The 26982-nt window shown below is 61.1% G+C and carries 24 protein-coding genes; 9 read left to right on the forward strand and 15 right to left on the reverse strand.

Annotated elements, in window-relative coordinates; genetic code table 11:
• Window positions 1-82 precede the first annotated feature (82 nt).
• Both rhlE1 and yedA read right to left on the reverse strand, forming a co-directional pair.
• Window positions 83-1420, reverse strand: a complete 1338-nt coding sequence (gene rhlE1, locus F2P67_RS01885; protein ID WP_166216661.1) for an RNA helicase RhlE1 — start codon at window positions 1418-1420, stop codon at window positions 83-85.
• Window positions 1421-1485: 65 nt separating this feature from the next.
• Window positions 1486-2424, reverse strand: coding sequence for a drug/metabolite exporter YedA (gene yedA / locus F2P67_RS01890; protein WP_166216664.1), 939 nt, complete (start codon window positions 2422-2424; stop codon window positions 1486-1488).
• 163 nt (window positions 2425-2587) lie between these two features.
• Between yedA and F2P67_RS01895 the strand changes: the two genes are divergently transcribed.
• Window positions 2588-3040, forward strand: coding sequence for an Lrp/AsnC family transcriptional regulator (locus F2P67_RS01895; RefSeq protein WP_166216667.1), 453 nt, complete (start codon window positions 2588-2590; stop codon window positions 3038-3040).
• Window positions 3041-3174: 134 nt separating this feature from the next.
• Here F2P67_RS01895 and F2P67_RS01900 read toward each other — a convergent pair whose 3' ends face one another.
• From F2P67_RS01900 to F2P67_RS01910, 3 genes are all read right to left on the reverse strand, one after another.
• Window positions 3175-3780, reverse strand: coding sequence for a 3'-5' exonuclease (locus F2P67_RS01900; RefSeq protein ID WP_166216670.1), 606 nt, complete (start codon window positions 3778-3780; stop codon window positions 3175-3177).
• A 37-nt stretch (window positions 3781-3817) separates the two neighbouring features.
• Entirely contained in the window at window positions 3818-4297 is a 480-nt protein-coding gene (locus tag F2P67_RS01905) for an NYN domain-containing protein (RefSeq protein ID WP_166216673.1), read from the reverse strand.
• Between the two features lie 259 nt (window positions 4298-4556).
• Window positions 4557-5312 carry a DUF2076 domain-containing protein gene (locus F2P67_RS01910; RefSeq protein WP_166216676.1) on the reverse strand — a complete coding sequence of 252 codons (756 nt, stop codon included), beginning with the start codon at window positions 5310-5312 and terminating at the stop codon, window positions 4557-4559.
• A 178-nt stretch (window positions 5313-5490) separates the two neighbouring features.
• On the opposite strand from F2P67_RS01910, the gene F2P67_RS01915 reads away from it, so the two are divergent.
• Window positions 5491-6165, forward strand: a complete 675-nt coding sequence (locus F2P67_RS01915; protein ID WP_166216678.1) for a YciC family protein — start codon at window positions 5491-5493, stop codon at window positions 6163-6165.
• A 75-nt stretch (window positions 6166-6240) separates the two neighbouring features.
• Complete coding sequence (locus tag F2P67_RS01920) at window positions 6241-7320, forward strand: endonuclease/exonuclease/phosphatase family protein (protein ID WP_166216681.1); 1080 nt, start codon at window positions 6241-6243, stop codon at window positions 7318-7320.
• 66 nt (window positions 7321-7386) lie between these two features.
• On the opposite strand, the gene F2P67_RS01925 is transcribed toward F2P67_RS01920, so the two are convergent.
• The 4 genes from F2P67_RS01925 to F2P67_RS01940 form a co-directional block, all read right to left on the reverse strand.
• Window positions 7387-8223, reverse strand: coding sequence for an ABC transporter ATP-binding protein (locus F2P67_RS01925; protein WP_166216684.1), 837 nt, complete (start codon window positions 8221-8223; stop codon window positions 7387-7389).
• Window positions 8211-9014, reverse strand: coding sequence for an ABC transporter permease (locus tag F2P67_RS01930; RefSeq protein ID WP_103303657.1), 804 nt, complete (start codon window positions 9012-9014; stop codon window positions 8211-8213). Before F2P67_RS01930 ends, F2P67_RS01925 begins: the two co-directional genes overlap by 13 nt.
• Window positions 9015-9024: 10 nt before the next feature.
• Window positions 9025-10011 carry an ABC transporter substrate-binding protein gene (locus tag F2P67_RS01935; RefSeq protein ID WP_166216687.1) on the reverse strand — a complete coding sequence of 329 codons (987 nt, stop codon included), beginning with the start codon at window positions 10009-10011 and terminating at the stop codon, window positions 9025-9027.
• A gap of 366 nt (window positions 10012-10377) precedes the next feature.
• The gene (locus F2P67_RS01940) at window positions 10378-11868 is read right to left on the reverse strand and encodes an aldehyde dehydrogenase family protein (protein ID WP_166216690.1); all 1491 of its coding nucleotides are present in this window, start codon (window positions 11866-11868) and stop codon (window positions 10378-10380) included.
• 222 nt (window positions 11869-12090) lie between these two features.
• Between F2P67_RS01940 and F2P67_RS01945 the strand changes: the two genes are divergently transcribed.
• Complete coding sequence (locus tag F2P67_RS01945) at window positions 12091-13005, forward strand: LysR substrate-binding domain-containing protein (RefSeq protein ID WP_166216693.1); 915 nt, start codon at window positions 12091-12093, stop codon at window positions 13003-13005.
• 81 nt (window positions 13006-13086) lie between these two features.
• Here the strand turns inward: F2P67_RS01945 and hrpB are convergent, their stop codons facing one another.
• A complete protein-coding gene (gene hrpB / locus F2P67_RS01950; RefSeq protein ID WP_166216695.1) occupies window positions 13087-15606 on the reverse strand; it encodes an ATP-dependent helicase HrpB in 2520 nt (839 codons plus the stop codon).
• Between the two features lie 109 nt (window positions 15607-15715).
• Between hrpB and F2P67_RS01955 the strand changes: the two genes are divergently transcribed.
• Entirely contained in the window at window positions 15716-16135 is a 420-nt protein-coding gene (locus tag F2P67_RS01955; protein WP_016986146.1) for a hypothetical protein, read from the forward strand.
• Between the two features lie 12 nt (window positions 16136-16147).
• Window positions 16148-17044: a cation diffusion facilitator family transporter gene (locus F2P67_RS01960; protein ID WP_166216698.1), complete on the forward strand. Its 897-nt coding sequence runs from the start codon at window positions 16148-16150 to the stop codon at window positions 17042-17044.
• Here F2P67_RS01960 and F2P67_RS01965 read toward each other — a convergent pair.
• A complete protein-coding gene (locus F2P67_RS01965; RefSeq protein WP_166216701.1) occupies window positions 17038-18096 on the reverse strand; it encodes a DUF6515 family protein in 1059 nt (352 codons plus the stop codon). The two genes, F2P67_RS01960 and F2P67_RS01965, sit on opposite strands and share 7 nt — an antisense overlap.
• 464 nt (window positions 18097-18560) lie before the next feature.
• On the opposite strand from F2P67_RS01965, the gene F2P67_RS01970 reads away from it, so the two are divergent.
• A complete protein-coding gene (locus F2P67_RS01970; protein WP_007909658.1) occupies window positions 18561-19040 on the forward strand; it encodes an Lrp/AsnC family transcriptional regulator in 480 nt (159 codons plus the stop codon).
• Between the two features lie 106 nt (window positions 19041-19146).
• Window positions 19147-19356: a DUF2788 domain-containing protein gene (locus F2P67_RS01975; protein WP_003228500.1), complete on the forward strand. Its 210-nt coding sequence runs from the start codon at window positions 19147-19149 to the stop codon at window positions 19354-19356.
• Here the strand turns inward: F2P67_RS01975 and F2P67_RS01980 are convergent.
• The 4 genes from F2P67_RS01980 to F2P67_RS01995 all read right to left on the reverse strand — a co-directional run bounded on the left by F2P67_RS01980 (window position 19351) and on the right by F2P67_RS01995 (window position 25841).
• Window positions 19351-19986: a pseudouridine synthase gene (locus F2P67_RS01980; RefSeq protein ID WP_166216704.1), complete on the reverse strand. Its 636-nt coding sequence runs from the start codon at window positions 19984-19986 to the stop codon at window positions 19351-19353. The two genes, F2P67_RS01975 and F2P67_RS01980, sit on opposite strands and share 6 nt — an antisense overlap.
• A gap of 72 nt (window positions 19987-20058) precedes the next feature.
• Window positions 20059-21558 carry an AMP nucleosidase gene (gene amn / locus F2P67_RS01985; protein ID WP_166216707.1) on the reverse strand — a complete coding sequence of 500 codons (1500 nt, stop codon included), beginning with the start codon at window positions 21556-21558 and terminating at the stop codon, window positions 20059-20061.
• Window positions 21559-21740: 182 nt separating this feature from the next.
• On the reverse strand, window positions 21741-23390 hold the full coding sequence (locus tag F2P67_RS01990) for an acyl-CoA dehydrogenase family protein (RefSeq protein WP_166216710.1): 1650 nt from the start codon (window positions 23388-23390) through the stop codon (window positions 21741-21743).
• Window positions 23391-23483: 93 nt separating this feature from the next.
• The gene (locus tag F2P67_RS01995; RefSeq protein WP_166216713.1) at window positions 23484-25841 is read right to left on the reverse strand and encodes a hybrid sensor histidine kinase/response regulator; all 2358 of its coding nucleotides are present in this window, start codon (window positions 25839-25841) and stop codon (window positions 23484-23486) included.
• A 339-nt stretch (window positions 25842-26180) separates the two neighbouring features.
• Here F2P67_RS01995 and F2P67_RS02000 point away from each other — a divergent pair, with 339 nt between their 5' ends.
• Complete coding sequence (locus F2P67_RS02000; protein ID WP_047303578.1) at window positions 26181-26978, forward strand: hydroxymethylpyrimidine/phosphomethylpyrimidine kinase; 798 nt, start codon at window positions 26181-26183, stop codon at window positions 26976-26978.
• Window positions 26979-26982: the final 4 nt, after the last annotated feature.

Below are 26982 nucleotides of genomic sequence, written 5' to 3' on the forward strand. Positions count from 1 at the left end.
GCGAGCAAGCCCCACAAGGACAATGTGATCCCTGTGGGAGCGGGCTTGCTCGCGAAAGAGTCTTTACAGACGCCGCGCTAAATCAAGGCTTACGCTTGCGCGGCCCAGTGTTAAAAACCGGCACCTTGCGCACAGGCTTGATCGAAGGTTCCGGCGCCTGTGTGTCGCCGCTGTCCACCCACTTGCCGAGATTGCGCTTGCCGCCACCGCCAGAGGTTTTTGGCTTCTTCGGTTTCTTCGGCTTTTTGATCACCTGACCGCTGGCATCGGTGTCCGGCACGCGGTGCTCAGGTTCGAAATCCGGCTCGTTCTGGCGCTTGAGGGTCTGGCGCGTCAGCATTTCAATCGCCGACAACATGTTCACCTCGTCGGCGCACACCAGCGAAATCGCCTCGCCGGTTGCACCCGCACGACCGGTACGGCCAATGCGGTGAATGTAATCCTCGGCCACGATCGGCAGATCGAAGTTGACCACCAGCGGCAGGTCTTCGATATCCAGACCTCGGGCGGCAACATCAGTAGCGACCAGGATCTGCACTTCGCTGAGTTTGAAACGATCCAATGCGCGCTGACGAGTGGCCTGCGGCTTATCGCCGTGGATGCCATCGGCGTTGACGCCCAGGCCCTGAAGTTTTTCCACCAGTGCATCGACGCCGTTACGGGTCTTGGCGAACACCAGCACCTGCTTCCACTTGTTCTTGCGCATCAGGTGCACGAACAATTCGGCCTTGCGCTTCTTGTCCACCGTCACCACCCATTGCTTGACGGTGTTGGCGGCGACGTTGCGCGGGCTGACTTCGATGCTCAGCGGATCGTTGAGCATCTGCCCGGCCAACAGGCGGATGTCATCGGAGAAGGTCGCGGAGAACAGCAGTGTCTGGCGTTTTTTCGGCAGCATGCGGTAAATGTTCGCCAGCTCTTCGGAGAAACCGAGGTCGAGCATACGATCAGCTTCATCCAGCACCAGGGTCTGCAACTGATCGAGCTTCAGCGCGTTCTGGCGGAACAGGTCGATCAGGCGACCTGGCGTGGCGACCAGTACATCAACGCCGCCGCGCAGCTTCATCATCTGCGGGTTGATGCTGACGCCGCCGTACACCGCATAAGTGCGCAGCGGCAGGTTTTCGGCGTACTGGCGCACGGATTCGTGAACCTGCTCTGCCAACTCGCGGGTCGGCACCAGAATCAGCGCACGGGCCGAGTTCGCTGCGACTTTCGGCCCTTCCATGGCCAGCAATTGCAGGAGCGGCAAGGCGAAACCGGCGGTCTTGCCGGTGCCGGTCTGGGCCGCAGCCATCAGGTCGCGACCGGCCAGAACGGCCGGAATGGCTTGCGCCTGCACCGGCGTCGGGGTCTGGTAGCCGAGCGTCTCGAGGGAGCGCAGCAAGGGTTCGATCAGGCCAAGGGAGGCGAAAGTCATGGGAGTACCGTAGAAAAAATCGGAGCGATTGTGCAAAACGAGTATGCGATGACGCGGAGTTTACCCTAATTCCCACGCTGCTCCGTCGCAATGGCAGCAGGCTCGCTGACCACCGGCAGCTGCCGTGGGCGCCGCCACTGCGGCAGCCCGATCAGCACCACCGCGCCAATGATTACCAGCATCGCCAGCGCCTCTTCGACCCCGATGGTCTCACCGACAAACACGATCCCCAGCAATACCGCCACCGCCGGGTTCACATAGGCATAACTGGTGGCCGCCGCCGGACGAACGTTTTTCAACAGATACATGTAGGCGTTGAAGGCGATGATCGAGCCGAAGAAAATCAGGTACACCAGCGCCAGCCAGCCTTCCAGCGGCGGCATGGCCTGCAGGTGTTCACCGCTCGCCGCGCTGCCGATCAACAGCACCACGCCGCCGACCAGCATTTCCACGGCACTGGCCATCGCGCCCTGGGGCAACGGCAGATGTTTGCTCCACACCGAGCCGAATGCCCAGCTCGCTGCCGCGAAAATCAACAGCGCCGCGCCCAGCGGACTCGATTGCAGGTTGGAGCCCATGTTCAGCATCGCGATGCCGATAATCCCCATCGCCACCCCGGCCCATTCCAGACGGGTATTGCGCGCGCCCCAGAAATAACCGCAGAGCAAGGTGAACAACGGCACCGTCGCCACCGCCAGCGCAGCGACACCCGACGCCACGCCGCTGTGCTCAGCGAGCGTCACCGCACCATTGCCGAAACTGAGCAGCAAAATCCCGATGATCCCCGCCGCTTTCCACTGGGCCCAGGTCGGTGCCGGTGCCCCGCGCCAGCGCAAGAAGACATACATCAATGTGCCCGCAATCACGAAGCGCACACCACCGAGCATCAACGGCGGCCAGTACTCAACACCGATGCGAATCACCAGATAGGTCGACCCCCAAATCACATACAACGCAAAAAACGCGGCGATCAGGGGTAAGGAAAAACGGCGCAAGGCAGGCATTGGCAGCTCGAACGTCAGAGTCAGGAGATTGATTATTCTAGAAAGGCACGCAGGCAAAAATAAGTTACAAAACCTGTTTATCGTGCCGGTACACTTTCGAAAAAACGGAGATCGACGGCATAAACCACGATTTCGAAAGTCTGGCATTTTCAGGAGTCCGGCCTTGGACAAATACGACCGCATGCTGCTCAGTGCCCTGCTTGAAAACGGTCGCGCGTCCTACGCCGATCTGGCGCGCAAAGTGAACCTCTCAGCCCCCGCCGTCGCCGAGCGCGTGGCCAAGCTTGAGGCATCCGGGGTAATCACCGGATATCAGGCGAACATCGACCTGTCGAAAATCGGCTTGCCGATCCAGTGCATGATCGAGCTGCGCCTGCACCAGAACGGCAGTCAGAAGGTCTACGACGAATTGACGAAAATCCCGCAACTCACCGAATGCTTTCGGGTGACGGGTGATCCTTGCGTGATGATGAAGGCAGCGGTGGGGTCGATGCTCGAGTTGGAAGAGCTGATTAATCGGGTGGCGAAGTTTGGGTTCAGCAAGACGTCGATTGTGTTGTCGAGTGCCATCGAAAAGCGTGTGCCGCTCGGCCACATCGAAGGGAACGGCAAATAGTCCGGATCACAACAGATCCAATGTAGGAGTGAGCCTGCTCGCGATAGCGGTGTGCCAGTCACCGATGATCTCGTATGACAGTCCGCTTTCGCGAGCAGGCTCACTCCTACAAGGGTTTTGTGTGGGGCGCGGGATCAGCGATAACGCTGCAAGTGCTCGCCGACCTTTGCGGCGGGCACTTTCTGCAATTTGCACAGCAAGTCGTGCGATAGCTCCCGCACGCCGTGCTTGCTGCGCAGCTCATCGGCCAGATGCGCCATCAGATTGGCCGCCATCTCGGCGTCGGCCATGGCCCGGTGAGCCTGGCCGGTGTGCGGCAGGCGCGCGAAGGTGGTGAGGGTGCCAAGTTTGTGGTTCGGCGCGGCTGGCATCAAGCGGCGGGCCAGCAGCAACGAACAGGCAAAGTTCTGCAACCGCGTGCGTTTGATCCGGCCCAGCTCGAAATCCCAGAACTTCTGGTCGAACGAGGCGTTGTGCGCAACCAGTGGCGTGCAGCCGACGAATTCGTTGACCTCTTCCATCACTTTCTCGGCCGATGGCGCGGTGCGCAGCATGGCGTTGCTGATGCCGGTCAGTTGCTCGATGAAGGCCGGGACGCGCACGCCGGCGTTCATCAGGCTCTGGTAACGCTCGACGATGCGGCCGTTTTCCAGCATGACCACGGCGATTTCCGTGGCGCGGCAGTTGCTGTGCGGCGACAGGCCGGTGGTTTCAAAGTCGATGACTGCAATGCGTTCCAAACCGGGTTCAACTCCGTACAAATTCTTCAGTAACTGCTCAGTTCTTCAGCAGCAACGCGCCTTCGATCGGCACGTAACGGCTGGCGGCGCGGATCAGCGAGTTGGCGGTCAGGCCGGGCACGCCGTAAGCCACTGCCTGTACGCCGTGTTTGTTGATGATGCGTTCGAGCAGCATGTCGAAATCGCCATCACCGGAGGCAAGGACGATTTCGTCGACGTGGTCGGCGGCGTCCATGATGTCGAGGGTGATGCCCACGTCCCAGTCGCCCTTGGCCGAGCCGTCGCTGCGCTGGATGTAGGGTTTGAGCTTCACGGTGAAGCCAAGGTTGCGCAGGATCTGCTGGAACTGCTGCTGCTTGCTGTCGCCCCGGTCGATGGCGTAGGCGTAGGCCTCGACGATTTTCCCGTCCTTGCCGATGTCCGCCCACAGTGCGGCGTAGTTGAAGTGGCAACCATAGGCCTGACGCACGGTGTAGTAGAGGTTCTGCACGTCGGCGAACACTGCGATTTTTTTCACCGGAGTTCCTGTGAGCGCGCAAGCGCCAGAAGCGGGATCAGACGCGGAGTCTGAAAAAGGCGCTCAGTATGCCAGCCAAGAGGAAGGTACTGCGAATAATCACCGGCAGGCGCCGAGGTGCTGCTGACGAGTGGTGAATGTGGCGAGGGGATTTATCCCCGTTGGACTGCGCAGCAGTCCCAGAAAACCGGGGCCGCTCCGCTGCCCGACGGGGATAAATCCCCTCGCCACAGGGTTAGCGTGAACTTAGAGATGTGGGTCAGACGAACGAATCGTCGTCATCGAAGAACGACGAGTTGTCATCGCTGTAGTCGGTATCGGTGAATCCGCCCTGATCATTGCCGTAGGTATCGTTACCGGCCATGCGCTGATCGTTGCCCCAATCGTTGTTGCTCTGGTCAGCCACCTGCGCTGGCTCTTCCTTGATCACTTCAACGATTTCTTCCGGCTGCTGATTGTGATGAAACAGGCTGCTGATGCCCTGCGCCAGCATCACCCCACCCGCCACACCGGCGGCGGTTTTCAATGCGCCACCGAGGAAGCTGCTGCCGGCGGCCGGGGCAGCTTGTTGCGCATAGTTGGGCGGCGGTGCACCGAAGTTCTGTTGTGGCGCGGGCGCACCGAAGTTCTGCTGCGACGCCGGTTCACGCCAGCCACCGGTGGACGCCGGAGCCGCACTCTGGGTCGGTGCCGGGCGCGGGCTGCCGCCAAAGATGCTCGACAAAAAGCCGCCACCGCTCGACGCAGGGGCTGCGCTCTGCCCCTTGGCCGATTGCAGTTCGGCCTGCAGGCGCTGGACTTGCTGGGTCAATTGCTTGTTCTGTTCATCGAGGCTCTTGAGCGCTGCCTCTTGCACCAGGATCGCCTGGGTCATGAAATAACCTGCCGCCGGCTGGCGTGTCAGGTGTTCCTTGATCCGCGTTTCGGCCTGGGCGTCACGCGGGGCTGCCTCCGTTTCGGCCTGTTGCAGGCGGGAAAACAGTCCATCGATCAGGGTTTGCTCTTCGCTGTTCATGGCGACCTCGTAGATTGCCGGGGATAACGTTGCCCTCGCCCACGCTGGACAAGGTACTTGTCCGTAATGGAGGCGGTGACAAAACGTTTCAATGACCTTTACCGAATGTTTACGTTTGTGTCGGCCCGCGCATCATCGGTTAAAGTGAGCCACTGTTTTCGACCTGCGATACCGACTGATGAATGCCTTCGAAGTGCTGCGCGACTCTCTGTATTTTTTCAAACGCCATTTGGGCAGCATCGTCCAGCTGTGCCTGCCGCTGGTGATCTTCGAAGCGTTTTTGCAGCAAGTGGTCGATCATGCCAGCGGGCCGGAGAATTTCTCGGCCACCAGTGTGATCGTCGGTCTGCTGGTGTATCCGCTGTACACCGCCGCGCTGATTCTGTTTCTCGATGCCCGCAGCCGTGGCGAGTCGCCGCGCAACCGCGATCTGCTGGCCATGGCCGCCACCCTGTGGCCGCGCTTCGCCCTGCTCACGGCACTCAACACCTTGCTGATTCTGCTGGGGCTGTCGCTGTATTTCCTGCCGGGCCTGATGTTGATGGTGATGCTCGCCTTTGGCGAATACCTGCTGGTGCTGCGCGGCATGGGGCCACTGCAGGCCATGAAGGAAAGCCTGCGTCTGACCCGTGGGCATTTCTGGCGGATTCTGTTGTGCATTCTCTGCGTGATGACGCCGCTGTGGCTGCTTAAGGGCGCGACACTGGCGGTCTATCCCGAGCCGCAAAACCCGGTGATCGCCGTGCTGATCGACAGTGCTCACAGCTTCCTGCAGTTGTTCACCAGCGTGGTGCTGTTCCGCCTGTTCATGCTGATCAGCGAATTGCCTGACAAACGTGGCGGAACGGTCTGACCGCGCAGCCCTTGGGCTTCGAGTCTGCCCTCAGGTATGCTCGCAGCCACTTTCTGTAACGCTATAAGCCGAGCCATGACCCGTCTACTGCGCTACACCCTGTTACTCGCTGTGCTCGCCATCGTCGTGATCGGCGGGCTGATTTTCAGCCTGACCTGGCGCCCCGACGCACGCGAAACCCTGCCGGTCAGTTGCAGCGGCGCGGCACCGACGCTGGTGCCCGGGCAAACGCTGAAAGTCATGACCTGGAACGTGCAGTACCTGGCCGGCAAGCGGTATGTGTTCTGGAATGATCTGGCCGGAGGCGACGATGAAGCGCCGACGCTGGAAGACATGGCGTTCAGCCTCGACGAAGTGGCACGGGTGATCCGCGACGAGCAGCCCGACGTGGTGTTGCTGCAGGAACTGGATGACGGCGCAAAGGCCAGCGATTATCAGGATCAACTCAAGTTGCTGCAGGAACGGGTCGCCGACCTGTATCCGTGCAGCGCCAGTGCCTTCGACTGGAAATCCGACTTCGTACCCGAACCGCACATTTTCGGCAGCGTCGGCCGGCAACTGGCGACACTCAGCCGCTACCGCATCGAACACGCCGAACGCCTGCAATTGCCCGTGGCCCCGGCGAATTTCATCAGCCGTCAGTTTCAGCCAAAGGATGCGCTGCTGGCGACCAAACTGCCGCTCAGCGATGGCGGGCAGTTGACCGTGTTCAACACGCACCTGGAACGCGCCCGCCAACCGGATACGACCTTGCAGGCGCAGGTGAGCGCCGTCGCCAGAGTCCTCGACAAGTATGAAAGCCAGGGTTTGCCATGGCTGATCGGCGGCGACTTCAACCTGCTGCCCCTTGGCCAATACCGGCGTCTGTCTGCCGAGCAACGCACGCCCTACGCCGCCGACAGCGAACTGCACCTGCTGTGGGACAAGTACCCGATGATCCCGACCAACAACGAAGCCAGCGGCATCGACCGTGCGCAGTGGCTGACCCACTACCCCAACGATCCCGGCCTGAATGGCCCGGATCGCACGGTCGATTACCTGTTCTACAGCCCGAAAATCAAACGGATCGAAGCGATGGTGCGCCAGGACGATACGCTGCGCATCTCCGATCACCTGCCAGTGATTGCGCGGTTCCTGCTCCCTGCCACGCCTTAGCCAGCAACACCACAAAGCCCTGGTGGGAGCGGGCTTGCTCCCCCAGGTTTCGAGTAGATCTACGGATCAATGCACCTCTTCCAGGTCGTCGTGCAGCAGCCCGAAGATCTGCCGTTTCATGTCGATGAATGGGCGTTCCATGACCATGTCCAGCGAACGTGGGCGTTCGATCGGCACGTCGAGGATCTGTTTGATCCGCCCCGGTTTCGCGCCCATCACATAAACCCGGTCGCCCAGCAGGATCGCTTCGTCGATGTCGTGGGTAACGAACAACACGGTTTTCTTGCTGTTGCCCCACACCCGTAGCAATAACTGCTGCATCTGCAAACGGGTCTGGCTGTCGAGCGCGCCAAATGGCTCGTCCATCAGCAGAATCTGCGGATCATTGGCCAGCGCCCGGGCAATCGCCACGCGTTGCATCATGCCGCCCGAGAGCTGTTTGGCGTAGTTGTCGGCGAACCCGGCGAGACCGACTTCGTTGACGTAATAATCAACAATCTCCTTGCGCCGCGCCGCCGGCAGGCCCCGACGCTTGAGGCCGAACTCGACGTTTTGCCGGACGGTCAGCCACGGGAACAGCGTGTAACTCTGGAACACCATGCCGCGATCGGCGCCGGGGCCTTGCACTTGCTGGCCGCCGACGTAGATCTCGCCAGAGGTTGGCTCAGCCAGACCGGCGGTCAGGTACAACAGGCTCGACTTGCCGCAACCCGAAGGCCCGACCAGCACGGCGAACTGCTGATCCGGCACCTCGAACGAAACCTCTTCCAGCGCGGTAAACGTCCCGCCGTCAGGCTTCTTGTAGCGCAGGCTGACCTTGTCCACCTGCAAGCGTGGCGCGGCGTGCGCCGGGGCTGCGACAGGTTCGATAAAACGATGATTGGCAGCAGTCACTGAGCCCATGCGGCAACCCTCAAGCGGAGAAAACGGAACAGTTGATCAGTCACCAGACCGAGCAGGCCGATGATCGCGATGGCGAGGAAAATCACGTCGACCTGAAAACCGCGCATGGCTTTCAGACTCAAGTAACCGAGGCCACTGGACGCTGCGACCAGTTCGGCCACCACCAGATACGTCCACGCCCAGCCCATGGTCACCCGCAAGGTGTCGAGCACGCCCGGCACCGAGGCCGGGGCGATCACGTGCAATACCGCATCGCGGCGATTGGAGCCCAAGGTGTAGGAGGCGTTGATCAAATCCTTGGAAATGCCTTTCGACACATCGGCAATCATCACCAGTTGCTGGAAGAACACGCCGAAGATAATCACCGACACGCGCTGCTCCAGGCCGATGCCGATCCACAGGATGAACAGCGGCACAAACGAGGTCACCGGCAGATAACGAATGAAGTTAACCAGTGGCTCCAGAAACGCCTGAACGATGCGGAAGCTGCCCATCAGCAAACCCAGCGGCACCGCCACCAGCGACGACACAATAAAGCCGACCATCACCACTTCGACACTGGCCCACACATGCGTGCCGAGGGTGCCGTCGCGGCTCAGGCGCACGGCGGCTTCAACCACCGCACCCGGGGTCGGCAGGAACATGCCCGGCACAATGCCGCCGTAGGACAACCCGGCCCACAGACCGACCAACAACACCCAGGCCAGACCGCTGGCGCTCCACACCACGGGTACCGGCAGAGCGGTTTTCGGCGTGAGGCTGCGGCTCAGCCACGAATTGCGCTTGAACATTGCAAACCTCCTAGAGCGGGCTGACGAAACGGTTGTCGACCAGATCGTCGTTGCTGACGTTGTAAGGTTTGCCCTGCAATTCACTGGCGGTTTCATTGGCCAGTTTGATCAGCGGTGCGCTGTCGCCCGGTTTGCCCGGCGCGCCGAGCAGTTTTTCGCTCATTGCCTGATCGTAGAAGCGCACACCTTGCGCGGCAGCGGCCAGCTCCTTTGGATCGGACAGATAGCCGCCGACACCCTTGGCCATGATTCTGTAAGCGTCTTCCGGATGATCCTTGGTGTACTGCACGGCTTTGTACAAACCACTGACCAGTGCCTTGACGTCCTCCGGCTGCTTCTCGATAACGCTGCAATTGAGCGCCACCACATCGACGATCACCCCCGGTGTGCTGCTGCTGTCGATCAGCACCTTGCCCTGCTGCTTGTCGCGCACCATCGACAGGTGCGGCTCCCAGGTCACCGCCGCCGGCACGCGACCGGCAATGAACGCAGTGGCGGCATCGTCAGCCGTCATGTTCTGCACGGTGATGTCGCTCATCTTCATGCCGTTCTTTTTCAGCAGATACGAAAGCCAGAACTGCGAGGTCGAGCCTTCGTTCACCGCCACGGATTTGCCCTTGAGCTCTTGCAGGCTCTTCACATCCTTGCCGACCAGAACACCGTCGCCACCATGGCTGTCGTCCAGCGCCGCGACAGCCTTGAAACAGAATTGAGGCCGGTACTTGAGCACTTCATCGATGGTCGACGCCGAACCGGACAGTTGTCCGGACGCCTGCGCGGCCATGTACATCGAGGCCTCTTCGACCACCGGCAATTCGACGGTCAGGCCGTTTTCCTTGAAGTAGCCCAGGTCCTGAGCCAGATAGAGGGTGCCGTAACCGACCCACGTGGTGTGGCCGATGGACAGGGTGCCGGCCTGCGCGCTGGTGGCGACTGTCGCCGCTAGTGCGGTGATAGCCAGAGGATGAGAGAGACGGAGACACAAGGACTTGATCATTGGAGCACTCCCGACGCTGTTGATTTAGTTTTGTCATGGGCAGTACGGCCAGCGCCAAAGGTGCGCATGCACGCTGCGGTCTCTGCTGGACTCTGGCGTGAACGGCTGGGGCTGGCGAGATCGATGTTGGCCCATGTGCGCGGCGAGGAAAATCAGGAAATTGTTGGCTGCGAACAATGAAAAAACTGCTTAGTGCGCACTGTAAAAGAGCGGGATTGGCGGAGCTGCTCAAGGTGAGTGCATATCAGGAGAGTTCTTTCGAATGGGCGAACGCATTCGCGAGCAAGCTCGCTCCCACACTGGATCTGCAACGCGCTGTAGATCCCCTGTGGGAGCGAGCTTGCTCGCGAAGTGGGCGACGCGGTTTCAGCGCAACTGAAACCAGGTGGTTTTCAACTGCGTGTATTTGTCGAACGAGTGCAGTGAGAGGTCGCGCCCGAACCCCGATTGTTTGCCGCCGCCAAACGGCACGGTGACGTCCAGCGCATCGACGGTATTGACCGACACCGTGCCAGCGCGCAATTGCCGCGCCACGCGGTGTGCGCGGTTGAGGTCATCGGTCCACAGCGACGCGGCCAGCCCGTAAACGCTGTCATTGGCCAGTCGCACAGCCTCCTCTTCACTGTCGAACGGCACGACCGCCAACACCGGCCCGAAGACTTCTTCGCGAAACAGCGCCATGTCTGCGTTCACACCGGAGAAAATCGTCGGTTCGATGAAATTGTCCGAATCATTGAAGCGCCGTTGCTGGCCGCCGCATACCAGCGTCGCCCCCTGCTCTTGTGCCTGGTGAATGGCGCGCATGATGCCCGCCGTCTGCCGCTGATCGACGATGGCACCAGCGCGACTTTGCGGGTTCAGCGGATCGCCCGGCAGCCAAAGCCCGGCTTGCTCTTTGAGGCGCTCGACGAACTCATCATGGATCGAACGCTCGACCAGCAGTCGCGAGTTGGCCGAGCAGACTTCGCCCTGATTGAAGAAGATGCCGAACGCGGCTTTTTCCGCCGCCAGATCCAGATCCTGGCAATCGGCGAAGACCAGATTGGCGCTTTTGCCGCCGCACTCCAGCCACACCTGTTTGAGGTTGGATTGCGCCGCGTACTGCATGAAGTATTTACCGACCTGCGTCGAGCCGGTGAACACCAGACAATCGACATCCGCGTGCAAACCCAAGGCCTTGCCGGCCTGCTCGCCGAGTCCCGGCAGCACGTTCAGCACACCCGGCGGCAGGCCCGCCTCCAGCGCAAGCTCCGCCAGACGCAATGCGGAAAACGGTGACTGCTCGGCCGGTTTAAGAATCACTGAATTGCCAGCGGCAAGGGCCGGCGCGAGTTTCCACGCGGCCATGTCCAGCGGGAAATTCCACGGCACCACGGCGGCGACCACGCCCAGCGCTTCACGGGTAATCGTTGCCAACACGTTGGGCGCAGCGGGGGCGATCTGGTCGTAGAGTTTGTCGATGCTTTCGGCGTACCAGCGGAACACGCCAGCGGCGCCCGGCACGTCGATGTTGTAGGCATCCATCACCGGTTTGCCCATGTTCAGCGAATCCAGCAGGGCCAGTTCTTCGCGATGCGCCATCAGCAAATCAGCAAGACGCAGCAACACTTGCTTGCGCTCGGCCGGGGCACGTTGTGACCAGGTGCCGGCCTCGAACACCTGCCGGGCATTGCACACCGCCGCCTCGACATCGGCCTCGCCGCACGCGGCAACGTTGGCCAGCAACTGGCCGGTAGCGGGGTTGATCGCGGCAAAGGTCTGCCCCGATTGCGCCGCGCAATATTTGCCGTCGATCACGGCTTGAGCGGGGAACTTCAATGCAACGGCCTGGCGCTGCCACTCTGCAAGCTCGAACACGTCGGATGCTCCTTGGGCTTTATTGTGCAATCGATGGTCGCTCAGGCCTGCGCGGGCTAAAAATAGTAAAAATGTCTTCGCAGGCAATAAAAACACTGGGCAACGACTTCCCCCAAACGCTGCGCAGGTGGCTATGGTTGAAGGATAAAAACATCGTCGCGCAATGGACGTGGCGGCGCACAAATTGCTTTGAAGGCGAGTCCGCTCGTCCTGAGGTTTGCCGTGGCCGCTTACAATTTGCGTCAGTTGAAATACTTCATCACCACCGTCGAATGCGGAAGCGTTGCCGAGGCTTCACGCAAGCTCTACATCGCCCAGCCGGCGATCTCCACCGCGATCAAGGCGCTGGAAGACAGCTTCGCCGTGCAACTGCTGATCCGTCATCACGCCCAAGGAGTGTCGCTGACCCCCAGTGGCGCGCGCTTCTTGCGCAAGGCGCAGGAACTGCTGCGCATGGCCAAGGAGTTCGAACAGAACGCATTGGCCGACAACGACGTGGTCGCCGGGCAGATCGATATCGGCTGTTTCGAAACTGTCGCGCCGTTGTACCTGCCGCAATTGATCGCCGGTTTTTCCGCCCTGTACCCGGGCGTGAAGATCCGCATCCGCGACGGCGAACAACAGGAACTGGTGCAAGGCCTGACCTCGGGGGCGTTCGATCTGGCGATTCTGTATGAGCACGAACTCGACGCGACGATTCAGACCGAGCCGCTGATGCCGGCGCAACGACCTTACGCACTGTTGCCGGCTGATCACCGCTTCGCCCACTACAAACAGGTCTCGCTGCGCGACCTGTGTCTGGAGCCAATGATTCTGCTCGATGTGCAACCGAGCCGAACCTACTTCGTCAGCCTGTTCGAAGAACTGGGCCTGACCCCGCGCATCGAGTTCAGCTCGCCTTCGATCGAGATGGTGCGCGGCATGGTCGGACAGGGGTTCGGTTTCTCGATACTGGTGACCAGACCCCACTCAGAATGCACCTACGACGGCCAGAAAGTGGTGTGCGTGGACATCGTCGAAGACGTCACCGGCTCAGGCCTGGTCGCCGCCTGGCTCAAGCGCGGGCAACTGACCAAACCGGCGCAATTGTTCGCCGATTATTGCCGCGAACAACTGACCGCAAAGAGCCACACTTAAGAACAATCATCACAGTCCGTCATGCCACGAAACCACAGTAAATCGATGTCGCACCATTATTCATGTGACAGATCCAACCCTTCACGTACCCCGTGGTTTTGCTCGCGCGGTGGCCTCGGCCACCAGCGGATCATCTGGCCAGTAATGCTTCGGATAACGCCCCTTGAGATCCTTCTTCACCTCGGCATAGGTGCTGCGCCAGAAGTTCGCCAGATCTTGCGTCACCTGCACCGGTCGTCGCGCAGGCGATAACAGGTGCAGCTTGACCACTTGCCGGCCGCCCGCGATGCGCGGGGTCTCGGCCAGGCCGAACAACTCCTGCAAACGCACCGCGAGGATCGGTGGAAACTCGCTGTAATCCAGACGAATCGACGACCCCGACGGCACGCTCAGATGATGCGGCGCCAGCTCATCGAGCTTTTGCGGCAGCGGCCAAGGCAGCAGATTGCGGACGATGCTCGACAGATCCAGATTGGCGAAATGACTGAGCCGCGAGACCTTGCCCAGATACGGCAGCAGCCAATCTTCGAGGGTTTGCAGCAAGGTCGCGTCGCTGACGTCCGGCCATTGGCTTTCGGTTTGCGCGTTCAAATCCAGCTGCCGCAACAGCGCCACCCGCGCCTGCCACTGGCGCAGTTCCGGCGTCCACGGCAGCAGCTCCAGACCTTTGCGCCGCACCAGATTGACCAGCGCCTGACTGCGCGCCGCCTCGTCGAGACCGGTCAGCGGTTCACGGCTGAGAATCAGCTCGCCGACCTTGCGCTGACGCTCGGCGCGCAGCACGCCTTCGCGCTCGTCCCAGTCAAGTTGATCGACGTTTTGCACCTGCTCGGCGAGCACGGAATCAAACAGCGCCGGATCGAAATCCGCCGCCAGATAAATCCGTTCTTCACGCTGGCCGTGACGGCTGCCGAGGTCTGCGATAACAATCCACGGCTCTTTCATCAGGCTGTCGGCTTCGGCGAACAGCGCGGCGCGGCCGTTGGCCAGTCGATATTCGGCCCCACCGGCACGCCGCTGCTGGGCAACGCGATCCGGGTAGGCCAGCGCCAGCAACGCGCCGAGCCAGCGCGGGTGCTCGGGGTCGCTGACCGGCTCGTTGGCCTTGCCGCGCAAATAGCCGCGATATTGCCGCGCCAGTTGCCGGGCGCGCTGCACACCGCCCTGCGCGCCACGGGCGGCGCGTTCTTCGCCGGAGAGCAGCACCAGGCGACTGTGCAAATCCGCCCCGGCGCCGCGCTGAATATCGCGCTCGCCGAGCAACGCAGCCACGTCGCACGCCATGTTGGCCAGACCCAGCGCCTGACCGCGCAGCAGCAAATGACCGATACGCGGATGCGCCGCCAATTCGGCCATGGCCTGACCGTGCGGGGTCAGCGCTTCGCCTTCCAGTGCGCCAAGCCGTTGCAGCAAATCCTGCGCCTGCGCGTAAGCCGCTGCGGGCGGAACATCCAGCCAGACCAGTTCGCCCGGCGTCACACCCCAACGCCCGAGTTGCAGGGCGAGGCTGGCCAGATCCGCCGAGAGAATTTCCGCGCTGCCATAAGCGGCGAGTTGTTCGTGCTGATCCTGCGACCACAAGCGATAACAGACGCCCGGTTCCAGACGCCCTGCCCGACCGGCTCGTTGGGTGGCGCTGGCCCTGGAAATCCGCTGGGTATCGAGGCGCGTCATGCCACTGCCAGGATCGAAACGCGGCACCCGCGCCAACCCGGCGTCGATGACGACGCGCACACCGTTGATGGTCAGGCTGGTCTCGGCGATGTTGGTCGCCAGCACCACTTTGCGCTGACCGGCCGGAGCGGGATCAATGGCGGCGCGCTGCGCGTTGAGCTCGAGTTCACCGTGCAACGGGCAGAGCAACACGTCACTGCGCTCGCCAATGGCGTCGGCCAATTGTTGATGAACGCGACGAATTTCCGCCTGTCCCGGCAGAAAGACCAAGAGGCTGCCGGTTTCGTCGAGCAGCGCTTCAAGCACGGTTTGCGTGACGCGCTGATCAATGTATTCGCCGGGCTGGAAAGGGCGGCCCCAGCGCATCGTTACCGGATACATGCGACCTTCGCTGCGCAGGATCGGTGCGTCATCGAGCAACCCGGCCAGACGTTCGCCCTCAAGGGTGGCGGACATCAGCAAAATCTTCAGCGGCTGTTCAGCTCGAAACAGCTCGCGACCGTTCAGACTCAGGGCCAGGGCCAGATCGGCATCTAGGCTGCGTTCGTGAAATTCGTCGAAGATCAGCAGGCCCACGCCTTCCAGCGCCGGATCATCCTGCAAACGGCGAGTGAGAATGCCTTCGGTGACCACTTCGATACGGGTGTCGGGGCCAACCTTGCTGTCGAGACGGATACGATAACCGACGGTTTCGCCGACCTTCTCGCCCAGCTCGCTGGCCAGTCGTTCGGCAGCAGCACGTGCAGCAAGACGCCGCGGTTCGAGCATCAGAATGGTCTGCCCGTCGAGCCATGCTTCATTAAGCAAGGCCAACGGCACGCGGGTGGTTTTACCGGCGCCGGGCGGTGCTTCGAGCACGGCTTCGTGGCGTGTCGCCAAGGCTTCACGCAGGGCGGGTAAAACGTCGTCGATCGGCAAAGAATTCATGCTGGCTCCCAAACAGAGGGCCGAGTATAACGGCGAACTGCAAAGCCTTCGTCAGGGTCTTAACTTCACAAGACGAAGCTTCGTTATCAGATGACTCAGGAGATTTTCCATGCGCTTACCTTTTCGCCTGATCGGCGGTGTACTGGTCGCCACCCTGCTCACGCAAATCACTGCGTGCGGTTCGATTTTCTACCCCGACCGTCGTGGTCAGATTGACGGCAAGATTGACCCGGCGATTGCCGTGCTTGATGCGGTGGGCCTGCTGTTCTACATCATCCCGGGGCTGATTGCGTTTGCCGTCGACTTCGCCACCGGCGCGATCTATTTCGAACCGGGCCACACCGCGCAGATCGACCCGGCCAAACTCAAGCAAGCGATTGGCCCGGACGGTCAGGTCGATAATCACAAGCTGCAGGCTATTCTCGAAAGCGAGTTGGGCAGAGATTTCCCTCTCGACGATCCGCGCCTGATTCAGCACAAGGGCAGCACTCAACAACTGGCGATGTTCGGCCTGCAACCCGCCGCCTAAGAAGGAAACCCAATGACATCCAGCCCCGAACACGCCCGCCTGCTACGGCTGGCGACCCGCGCCTCGGTGGCAGTGGCGTGCACGCTGATCATCGCCAAAGCCATCGCCTGGTGGCTGAGCGGATCCGTCAGCATGCTCGCCGGCCTCACCGACTCGGCGCTGGATGGCATCACCTCGATGCTCAATCTGCTGGCGGTGCATTACGCCCTGCGCCCGGCGGATGACGATCACCGTTATGGGCACGGCAAGGCTGAATCGCTGGCAGGCATGGCGCAGGCGTTGTTCATTGGCGGCAGTGCGGTGTTGATTGCGTTCCAGGCTTATGAGCGACTGAATGATCCACAGCCGCTTGGCGCGCCTTGGCTCAGTATCGGCGTGATTGTGTTTTCACTGCTGCTGACCGCTGCGCTGCTGGTGTTGCAGCATCGGGTGATCAAGCAGACCGGTTCCAACGCCGTGCGCGCCGACTCGCTGCATTACCGCTCGGACATGTTGCTCAACGGCAGCATTCTGCTTGCGCTGGTGTTGGCCGGGTTGGGTTTTGAGCAACTCGATGCGTGGTTCGGTCTGGGGATCGCCGGCTACATCTTGTGGAGTGCAATCCAGATCGCCCGGGAAAGCTTTTCGGTGTTGATGGATGAAGAGCTGCCGGCCGATGTCAGTCAGCACATGCTCGAACTGGCGTGCAGTGTGCCAGGGGTGTTGGGCGCGCATGACTTGCGCACGCGAATCTCAGGTAACCACTGGTTTGTACAATTGCATCTGGAGTTGCCGGGCGAGCTGACATTGTCGGTGGCCCATGGCATCAGCGATCAGGCTGCTGATGCCATTCACCAGGCCTACCCGCGCGCCGAAGTGCTGGTGCACGCAGATCCGCAAGAAGTGGTGCTGGCTGCCAGGGCTCAGTAGCGGACCTGATAACCGCGACTGCTCAGGCAGTTGCCCTGCGCCTGGCGATAGGCCTGAACCACTTCAGGCGCCGGTTGATAAGTCGCGGTGCGCGGATCGAAACCGCTTTGCTGCACGGCGTACTGGTAGCACTGATAACCGTCCTGCTGCACCTGTTCCGGTGACTGACCGTTGGCCGGATAGGCTTCGACGTCATAACCCTGGGATTGCGGCTGCGGCGGTTGCTGCACTGGTGGCTCGACCACCACATAGTCCTGCGTCGCCTCCTGATAGGCGTAGTAGGAGCCGGCCGCGAGGAACAGCAGCGATCCACCGATCCATACTTCGCGGGCGTAGTCCGGCAAGTACTGAATGCGGATCCCTCGTGGTGGCTGCACGACGATGTAGCGCGGGCCTTGCGGGCGATACCAGTAACCGCCGGAATAGAAATAATCCTGACCGCGGTACGGCACGCGATAGTCGCGATCCGGGAAACGGTCGATCACATGCCCCGGCCGATATTGCGGGCCCGGCCCCCAACCGTTGCCATGCCCGTCCGGACGTCCCGGCCAGTGATTGTCGTTGGGCCGATTGTTGGTTTGCCAATGCTGGTTGTTGTAACCGTTCTGCGGACGCTCGTCGCGGTAGTAACCCTGACGCGGTTCCTGGGTCTGGCGCACGGCATCGGGCCGTGGCCGGATCGGCAGGCTGTTGGCCGGCAATTGCGGCGGTAGCGGCTGGCGCACCGGGTTGGGATTGTAGGCTGGCCGATTCTGATCGTGATTCTGCCACTGGCCATTGTTGTTGTGCTGCTGGCCGTTGTGCTCGAACTGACGGCTGTTGTCGCCTCGAATGATCTCGTTGTTCTGCGGGCGCGGCTGATTCTGTGGCGGCGGATTATTCTGCGGGCGTGGCTGATTATTGCCACCGTGGCCCTGATTGTTGCCCTGATGATCCTGACCGTGGCCGCCGCCCTCCGGCCCGCGATTCGATTGATCATCGGCAAGCGCTTGCGCACTGATACTCACACACAGCAAACCAACACTGGCCAGACGCCAGATGCGCGACTTCATGAAATTCCTCACTGGGGCTTACGGCCGGTAATTAAGAGGGGCCTGTAGCTAAGACCGGGATGGACATGTCCGGTTCTGCAACAGGTTATCAGTCACGCAACTTATTTATTGAGGGCGTCGACGCAACGCGGCATAAATCGCGGGCAAGAAAAAAGGGAGACCCGTCGGCCTCCCTTCTAGAGAACTTCGTCCTGGCTCGACGCTTTTGACGTCGGCTCACCTCACGCCGTCTTCTGGACAGTGTGCAGCTCGGGGGCCAGCACAACCCCGGTGGGGGTGGCGGCCGCGGCGGGCCTGATAGGCGGGCCGCTGTGGACTGTGTTACCGAGCAGTGATTCTGGTGATAAGAATAGGCCCGAGGCCGCGACAGATGATTGCGAAGATTGCTGAAATAAACACCACTTGCGCAATTTTTAACCCTGGATAGATAATCCGCCGCAATAGTTACAACCAAGGACAGATTGATGAGCAAACTCGACCGTTACGACCTGAGCATTTTGGCGGAATTGCAGCGCGATGCCCGCATCTCCAACCAGGAGTTGGCCGAGCGCATCGGTCTGTCGCCGTCGCCATGCTCGCGCCGGGTCAAGCAATTGGAGGATGACGGCTATATCTCGCGTCAGGTGGCGTTGCTTGATCGCAAAATGCTCGGCCTGAGCCTGACCGCGTACGTGCTGATCGGCATGGACCGGCACACGCCGGAGCGCTTCGAAAACTTCGAAGCGGCGATCCGTACGTTGCCGCAGGTGCTGGAGTGCAGTCTGGTGACGGGCGTGGATGCCGACTATCAGTTGAAAGTGGTGGTGCCGGACATGGATCACTATCAGAAACTGTTGCTGGGACACCTGACCCGGATTGAAGGCGTGACCAGCGTGCGCTCGAGTTTTGTGCTGAATCAGGTGCTCAACAGCACCGAACTGCCGCTGACTCATTTGCGTAGCTGAAATCGACGAATGACTGCGGCACACCGACGCAGGTCAATGCTGCGTCGTTCGCCGCTGGCGTATACTTCCGGCCGCCCTTTCAGCCGCACAGCGCCGGAGATGCCCGATGGATCCAGCCGTATTTGAAGAGTGGATGATGACCGGACTGGTCAGCATCCTGATCATTTTCATGGGTTTCATCGTCTGGGATCTGGCGAAGAAGTCGAAGGCCGGGCGCTTTGGCTCGTTCATTCTATTCTTCGTGCTGGGCCTAGGCGTGGCCGCGTTCATCATCAAAAGTGTGGTGATCGGCCTGATTGAGTCCGGCGCCTTATAAGCGCGCCGGCACTTCCTTCCACTGGCCCTGATCGAGCCCTTCGATCGTCCAGTCACCGATTCTGACCCGCACCAGCCGCAAGGTCGGCAGCCCCACCGCCGCCGTCATCCGCCGCACCTGACGGTTACGTCCTTCGCGAATCACCAGCTCCAGCCAGGTTGTCGGTATGGTCGCGCGAAAGCGTACCGGCGGATTACGCGGCCACAGTTCGGGTTCGTCCAGTTGCCTCGCTTCGGCGGGCAAGGTCATGCCGTCATTCAGTTCGACGCCTTCGCGCAGACGCTGCAATTGCTCGGCGGTCGGCACGCCTTCGACCTGCACCCAATAGGTCTTGGCCAGTTTGTGCTTGGGGTCGGCAATGCGCGCCTGCAACTGGCCGTCATTGGTCAGCAACAACAAACCTTCACTGTCGCGATCAAGACGTCCGGCCGGATAGATGCCGGGCACATCAATGTAATCCTTGAGGGTCGCCCGCCCTTCACCGTCGCTGAACTGCGTCAGCACGTCGAACGGTTTGTTGAACAGGATCAGCTTCGGCTCGGCCGGTGGCGCTTTGGCGACACGGCGCGGGGCAGACAATTGAGGCTTCGCGCCGGGGCGGCGGGAAGGTGGACGCGGGGGACGGGACATGGGCAAAACAACATCTGGCGATCTGGGCTGACAATGCTAGTGCCCGGATCGCCAAATGACCACGACTAACCGTTAACGGAACGGCGGCTCGTCGAAGCTGCGCAGTTTGCGCGAGTGCAGCGAGTTAAGTTCGGTGCGCAGCAGGTCCACCGCTTCGATGCCGATCTTCAAGTGCTGGCTGACCGCGCGCTCGTAGAACGCGTTGGCCGAACCCGGCAACTTGATTTCACTGTGCAGCGGTTTATCCGACACGCACAGCAACGTGCCGTACGGCACCCGCAGGCGATAACCCTGCGCGGCAATCGTGCCGCTTTCCATGTCCACCGCGACAGCGCGGGACAGGTTGATCAACGGACGCTCCTGCGCCCAGCGCAGTTCCCAGTTGCGGTCGTCGTAGGTCAGCACGGTGCCGGTGCGCAGGCGCTTTTTCAGGTCGTCGCCCTTTTCACCGGTGATGTTTGCAGCGGCTTGCTGAAGGGCAAGCTGCACTTCCGCCAGCGCCGGGATCGGAATGTTCGGCGGTACCACGCGATCAAGAATGCCGTCGCGACGCATATAAGCGTGGGCCAGCACGTAGTCACCGATGGTCTGCGACTGACGCAGGCCACCGCAGTGGCCGATCATCAGCCAGCAATGCGGACGCAGCACTGCAAGGTGATCGGTGATGTTCTTGGCGTTGGACGGGCCGACACCGATATTCACCAGCGTCACGCCGTGGCCATCGCTGGCGATCAGGTGATAGGCCGGCATCTGGTAACGGTGCCAGACCACACCGGCGGCAATCGCCGACGCTTCGCCGTGATCCATGCCCTTCTCGATGACCACGTTGCCCGGCAGCACCATGCGCACGAATCGCGGGTCGCGGCGCAATTGCTCCAGACCGTGAACGATGAACTGGTCGACGTAACGGTGATAGTTGGTCAGCAGAATCCACGGCTGCACATGACGCCAGTCGCTGCCGGTGTAGTGCACCAGTCGGCGCAGCGAGAAGTCCACGCGCGCCGCATCAAACAGCGCCAGCGGCAGTGGATCGGTGTTTTCCCAGTCGTAGAGACCATCGGCGATGCCGTCGGTGGCGGCGGACAGGTCGGTACTCGGGAACACCCGCGCCAGCACGGCGGCGGTGACGCCGGAACCGGCCAGCTCATCGCCCTGCTCGACCACGTACGGGTACGGAATGTTCTGCTGACTGACGCCGACTTCCACGGTCACGGTGAAGTCGTGCATCAACGGCACCAGCTGTTCCAGCAGGTATTTGCGGAAGGCTTTCGGATGGGTGACGGTGACGCTGTAAGTGCCCGGCAATTGCACTTTGGCGTAAGCACGGGTGGTCTGCGGGACTTCGCCCTGGCAGTGATAGGTCAGACGCAGTTCGGGATAACGGAACAGAGCACGCTGCTCGGCGTCGGGCTCGACGCGATCCTTGAGATACCGCTTGAGCGCCGAGTTCAGCGCGGTGGTGGCCCGCTCGTGCAGCTCGGCCAGACGATCCACGGCTTGTTCGGCGGTTTGAACGACAATAAACGCTTCGGTCACGATCAGCTTCCTGTGTTCTGACTTGCAGAGCTTCATCTTGCCTGCATCGTGGCGTCACGGGAACAGTGGCGTTGTGGCTGTACCGCAATCTTTCCAACAAAGAAGATCCCCTGTGTGAGCGGGCTTGCTCGCGAATGCGGTGTGCCATTCAACATTGAGGTCGCCTGCTATACCGCATTCGCGAGCAAGCCCGCTCCCACAAGGGGATTTGTGGCGTGTCAGAAACCATGCGGCGTCGAACGGGCGACGATGGCTTCGACGTCGAGACCTCGCGGCAACGCGCCGTAGGCGCGGCCACCACCGCTCAAGCGGCTGGCAATGAAAGCATCGCTGACGGCTGAGTTTCCGGCCTCCAGCAACAATTTCGCCTGCAAGCCGAGGGCAATGTCCTCGGTCAACTGCCGCGCCCGATACTGAATGTCGCTGGTGTCCTTGAACTGCGTCTGCAACTGCTGAATATGCGCCGCCAGGCGTTTGTCGCCATGGCCGTCGCCCAACTCATGGAACAACACATCGAGCACGCCCGGCTCTTTCGACAACGCCCGCAGCACATCAAGGCACTGCACATTCCCCGAACCTTCCCACGTCGAATTCACCGGCGCCTCGCGGTACAGGCGCGGCAGGATGCTGTCCTCGACATACCCCGCGCCGCCCATGCATTCAGCGGCTTCGTTGATCATTGCCGGCGCACGTTTGCAGATCCAGTATTTGCCCACCGCCGTCACCAGCCGGGCGAATTGCGCTTCGTGGCGATCATCCAGATGATCCAGTGCCTTGCCCATGCGCAGACTCAAAGCCAATGCCGCTTCGCTCTCAAGCGCCAGATCGGCCAGTACGTTTTGCATCAACGGTTGTTCGCTGAGCAGTTTGCCACCGACCTTGCGGTGCGCGCAGTGATGGCTGGCCTGGGTCAGTGCCTGGCGCATCAGCGAACTTGAACCGACCATGCAATCGAAACGGGTCATCGCGACCATTTCGATAATGGTCGGCACGCCGCGCCCTTCTTCACCGACCATCCACGCCAGCGCCCCGCGAAACTCGACTTCACTGGAGGCGTTGGACTGGTTGCCGAGTTTGTTTTTCAGCCGCTGGATGTAGAACTGATTGCGCGTGTCGTCCGGGCGATGGCGCGGCAGCAGGAAGCAGCTCAGGCCCTTGTCGGTCTGCGCCAGAGTGAGGAACGCATCGCACATCGGCGCCGAGCAGAACCATTTGTGCCCGACCAGTTCATAGGCCTGCCCCGGGCCGCTGACGCCGACCGGATAGGCCTTGGTGGTGTTGGCGCGCACGTCGGTGCCGCCCTGTTTCTCGGTCATCGCCATGCCGATGGTCACGCCGGCCTTGTGCGCCATGCCGACATTGCGCGGGTCGTATTCGGTGGCGAGGATTTTCGGCAGCCACTGCTCGGCCAGATTTGGCTGCAAGCGCATCGCCGGCACACTGGCGAAGGTCATGGTCAACGGGCAACCGCTGCCAGCCTCGGCCTGACTGTGCAGGTAACTCATGGAGGCGCGGGCGACATGCGCACCGTCCTGCGGATGGGTCCAGGGCAATGAGGTCAGGCCGTGCTCGATCGCCGTGCGCATCAGCTCGTGATACGCCGGATGAAATTCCACCAGATCGATGCGATGGCCGTAGCGATCGTGGCTGGCAAACACCGGTTTGTTTTGATTGGCGAGGAACCCGGCCTCCATCAGCGGCCCGCCGGCCAGCGCGCCGTAGGCGTCGATCCGCGACTCGGCCCAACCGGCGCCGAACCTGCGCGACCACTCCTGCAACGGCAGGTCGATGCGATAGAGGTTGGTGCCGTCCAGCGACGGTGGCTGGTTGGTGACTTCGTGGGTTTCGGCGAACTGATGCAGGTTCATTACGGGGCTCCTTTGGTCAGCCAGGGCTTCAGTTAAGCACCGCCCCGTGGCCGAACAAAGTGTCATTTACGCCGAACATCCGGCGCTTTTACCCTAGCGCGTACCCAGCACCCGACGCGTCAGAGCCACTTGCAAGTCTTCGAATTTCACCGGTTTGTGCAGATAATCGATCGTCATACCCGGCGCGCAGAGCTCGCGCTCGGCACTGAGCGCCAGCATGAACACCGGCAGATGAGCACACCCCGGCAAGGCGTGAATCTGACAACACAGCGACACGCCGTCGTGCTGCGGCAACTGGCAATCGATCAGCACTGCATCGAACGTTTCACGCTGCAGGTATTCCAGCGCCGCAATGCTGGTGTCTGCGGTGCGCACGCGGAAGCCGAGTTTGAGCAACATGCCACGCATCACCAATTGGTTGACGCTGTTGTCGTCGACCAGCAGCACCGTGCAATCCTGCGGCGCACGGTGAATCGCCTGCGCGAAGACCGGCGCGGACGCCACCTCGACCACCGGCAGGTCAAACTCGACATCCAACTGGAAGCGGCTGCCACGACCGGGCTCGGAGCGATGAGTGAGCTTACCGCCGAGCAACTCCACCAATTGTCGGCAGATCGCCAGGCCAACGCCCAGCCCGCCATACTCGCGGGTCATCGAACCGTCGAGCTGGAAGAAACGCTGATACATCGTCGCCTCACCGAGATCGGTGAAACCGATGCCGGTGTCGATCACCGCAAACGACAAGGCCAGACGATTGTCCGTCGACGGTTTGCCGGTGACCCGCAGCGCCAGACCACCGACGCGGGTGAACTTGATGGCGTTATCGAGCAGGCATTCCAGACATTGCGCGAGCTTGGCGCTGTCACCGTGCAAACGATCCGGCAGGGTCGGCAGTACATCGACCTTGAAGTCCAGCGACTTGCTCGACGCATTGCCGTCGAACTGCACGTACAACGCTTCAACCACCGCGCGCAGGCTGAAACTGCCCGGCGTTGCCTTGAGCTTGCCGGCCTGCAGTTCGGTCAGCGTAAGGATGCCGTTGACCATGCGCATCATGTCCCGGGCAGAACCGGCGGCCGTCTGTTGGTATTGCTCAAGCTCGGGATCCAGATCGACGGTCTGCATCAGTTCCAGCGAACCGATCACGCCGTTCATCGGCGTGCGCAATTCGTGGGTCAGGGTCGCGAGGAACTCGTCCTTGAGCTTGTTGCTGTGGGCCAGTTGCTGGTTGAGCACTTCGAGTTTCTGCCCGGCATCGAACAACGTCTGCGCCTGCTGTTCACGCATGGCGTTGATGCGATCGGCCAGCGCCAGCGACAGCAGCGCCACTTCGATGGCCGAGCCGATCTGGCTGGCGTACATGGTCAGGAATACGTTCGGCAGGAAGCCGAGCACCATCAGCGTATTGACGATGCCGCCGAGCAGAAACGCCGACCAGGCAATGATGAAATAACGCGCCACGCGCAGGCCACGCCACCAGGCGAGGATCCCCGCCGCGAAGATCACCACGGTGAAGGTCAGCGCCAGCGTCGTCGCCAGGCGCAGGGCCAAGCCGTAACTGGTCATCAACGACAGACCAATGACCAGCGCGCCAAACGCGATCAGGCCGATCAGCAAGCGATCAAGCCAGGGGCTGTGGGTTTTGGTCTGCAGGAAGCTACGGGCGAACTGGCTGCCGAACAGACCGGCGCAGCCGATAAAGAACGGTGTCGCGGCGTTGGCCCACCATGGATTGTTCGGCCAGAAGTATTCGACGGCTGCGCCGTTCACAGACAATTGATAAAGACCGAACGAGGCGATGTAAAAGATGTAATAGAGGTAACTGGTGTCACGCACGCTGAGGTAGATGAACAGGTTGTAAACCACCATCCCCAGCAGCACGCCATAAATGATGCCCAGCACATACAGGCGCACGGGTTGGTCTTCAAGGTATGCGGTGCTCGACCATAACGTCACCGGCGCCTGGATCGACCCTTCACTGGCCAGTCGCAAATAAACGGTCTGCGGTTGATTCGGTTCGAAGGCCAGGTCGAACAGGTAATTGTTCTGATGAATCTCGCGACTGGCGAACGGCAAGGCGTCACCGGTTTGCCGGGCCAGACGATAGCCGCCATTGGTATCGGGCAGGTACAGGTCGAGATGATCGAGCGGTGGATACGCCAGCTCCAGCAGCCAGGTGCGCTGGGCGGCAGGGTTGCTCGGACGGTATTGCAGATCGATCTTCAGCCAGAACGCCGAACGCGAGTAACCGGCATTGAGCGTGGCTTTGTCATGGGCCTTGAAATTGCCGGCAGCGGCCTGCGCACGGACGTCGGCAATGCTCGCCTGACCGCTTGGGTCTTCGAACACTTGCAGCGACCGGCCCAGCGGGAGGCTCTGGGTGAATTCGTCGAATTCGACAGCGCTCGCCAGGAGGGGCAAGCAGAACAACAACATCAGCAAATAGCGCATTGAAGCCCCAGCGTGGCTCATCCGGTTGTGTCAGGAAGCCCCCCCATTCCCTTTGAGTAGACGTAAAACCGGTATTACCTGTTATTGGTTTGGATCCAGACTAGCATAGCCGTTGATGGCCATTGAGCACCATCGAAATTTTTCCTGCAAAGGCTCTAGAACGGGCGTTTCAGAGCAAAGCTGCGAGCTAGAGCTGTTGAGTTGGTCAGGTTGAGATCACCCGACAGAAAGCGAATGCTCTGTGTTCCAACCAAAGACTGCAGTGTTGTCCGACAATCTATCGGCGAACGCTGTCAGGACTGAACCCGAAAATCAGCTTTGGTGGTAAGCTCGCGCACCATGAATATCTACAGCTCCCGCCCCGTTGTCCTCTGTCTCTCCGGCCACGACCCCAGTGGTGGCGCCGGCTTGCAGGCAGATATCGAAGCCCTGCTCGCGCAGGGTTGCCATGCGGCTCCGGCCGTCACCGCCCTGACCGTGCAAGACACCGTCAACGTCACTGACTTCCGCGTCCTCGACCGTGAGTGGGTGTTGGCCCAGGCTAATGCCGTGCTCAACGACTCCGAAGTCGCGGCAGTCAAATTGGGCATGCTCGGTTCACTGGAAATGGTCGACACCGTTGTCGAACTGCTCTCCGCGCACCCGCATTTGCCAGTGGTCTGCGACCCGGTGCTGCGCGCCGGCGGCGGCGGACGCCTGGGCAAGGACGAGGTCGGTTATGCGATGCGCGAGCGTTTGCTGCCGCTGTCGATCATTGCCACCCCTAACCTTCCCGAAGCCCGAATCCTCGCCGAACTGCCCGAAGGCACCGCGGACGAGTGCGCTGAAAAACTCCTGCCGTTCGTCAAAAACCTGCTGATCACTGGCGGCCACGGCGACGAAACTGAAATCCACAATCGTCTGTACAGCCGCGATGGCTTGCGTGAAACCTTCTATTGCCAGCGGTTGCCGGGCAGTTATCACGGCTCCGGTTGTACCCTGGCCAGTGCGCTGGCCGGTCGCCTGGCACAAGGCGAAAACCTCGCCAGCGCCGTGCGCTCTGCCCTGGATTACACCTGGCGCACCCTGCGCGATGCCGAACAACTGGGCAAAGGCCAGTTCGTCCCGCGTCGCCTGCCGCTGGATTTCTGCTCGTAACGTC

The organism is Pseudomonas atagonensis (genome assembly GCF_011369485.1).
Taxonomy (GTDB): Bacteria; Pseudomonadota; Gammaproteobacteria; order Pseudomonadales; family Pseudomonadaceae; genus Aquipseudomonas; species Aquipseudomonas atagonensis.